This window comes from Methanofastidiosum sp., assembly GCA_035362715.1.
Taxonomy (GTDB): Archaea; Methanobacteriota_B; Thermococci; order Methanofastidiosales; family Methanofastidiosaceae; genus Methanofastidiosum.
On the sequence record DAOSDU010000035.1, the window covers coordinates 1 to 1515 of the forward strand.

Genomic DNA, 1515 nt, shown 5'->3' on the forward strand with positions numbered 1-1515 from the left:
AAGGAATTGCTTTAGAAGAAGATGCAACTAACAACTTTGGAAAGACTCAACTTGGGTTCCACAAGCTTGCTGGTGCAGTAATCTCTGCCAGCTGGTGCATTGACACACCATCGCATATAGTCTACAGAGATCACAAGCCAAACTGCGGATCATGCGGGCAGTGAATAAGGTAATTAATTTATTTTTTTAATAAATTTTAATTATTCTATTTTTCTTAATAATAATTTGCCTCTGTATTAACGATTTAGGCAAAAGAATAAAAACTCATGATTTGTATTATTTGTGGTGACTTTATGAAGAAAATATTTGCTTTTTTTTTAGTAATGACAATGGCGATAGCCTTGCTACCAAGTATTTCTGCTCCTATTTTCATACAAATAGTTGAGGAGCATCCTGGAGCGCCAATAATTACAGATTATTGCATCCCTGATTATTATTCTATAGGAACTTTCTCACTTGCTCGTAGTCAAACTGCTACTTTCAACATACCCCCTACAGCATGTCCTTCATTAAAAAAAGGACCACTTTGGGGAATACGGGGATTCTTTACATCTATAGGTCAAATTACAAATATTGGCATAGATGCTGATGCTGCAGTTTTGGATATGGATGATAATACACAATATAATTGCTATTACAAGAAACCTTGCGATTGCATCATCATCCCAGGAGATAATCAAATTGTAACTAATGACGTTCAAGATGGATTATGCTTCCCAAGAGAACTTAGGATATGTGCAAATACTGATGAAGAATTTGATGTTCAATTTTTTACTAATGAAGGCCAGTATCAAGACGACGACTTGTTTATATATGATTATCAAACAGATGGACAGTGGTGCGCCATCTTTGAACTACCTCCTGAAATAGTTAAAGTTAGTATAACTAACGACAATGAAAACTCAGTGCAGGGAGAAGTATCTGTATATGAATGCTGCTGTTATGACTGCTATAAACAAAAAGCACTTCCAACTACACTCTACCCAAAGATAGACATTGAGACATTCTCAGTTGCAGGTGGTCCAACAGTTATCCAGAATGGGAAGGTCATCTCAAAATTCCAGATGACTCCAGGAAGCCAACAGGTATTACTACAAGTAGAGAACAGGGGCTTCTTCACCCAAAACGATACAAGGTTAAGGTTTGAAGGACTCCCAGAAGGGATAACAGTTGAGATAACTCCAGAAACACAAAAGATAAACGCCCACAATATCGGTACCTACTCGGCCAACTTTACTGTAGGGCCAAACGTCCCCTCAGGTACATACCAAGTAACAATGATAGCCTACTCGCCTAATGGAATGTTTGACAAGATAACTTTTGAGTTTGTTGTTCAATAAATAATTTATTTTTTATTCTTTTTTAAGATTAATTTAGGCTAAATAAAACAATGTGAAACATTATTGAATCTATTTTTATAATCTGAGTACTAATTGAGCTTTAATTTTATCTGAAATTTAAAGGTTTACACAACAACTATATATAAAGACAGATGGATATGTCTATTAGCTAAGA

1 protein-coding gene is annotated in these 1515 nt (G+C 35.4%); it reads left to right on the top strand.

The window, feature by feature from the left end:
• The first annotated feature begins 293 nt into the window (after positions 1 to 293).
• Positions 294 to 1340: a hypothetical protein gene (locus PLI06_10210; protein ID HOI77966.1), complete on the top strand. Its 1047-nt coding sequence runs from the start codon at positions 294 to 296 to the stop codon at positions 1338 to 1340.
• Positions 1341 to 1515 lie beyond the last annotated feature (175 nt).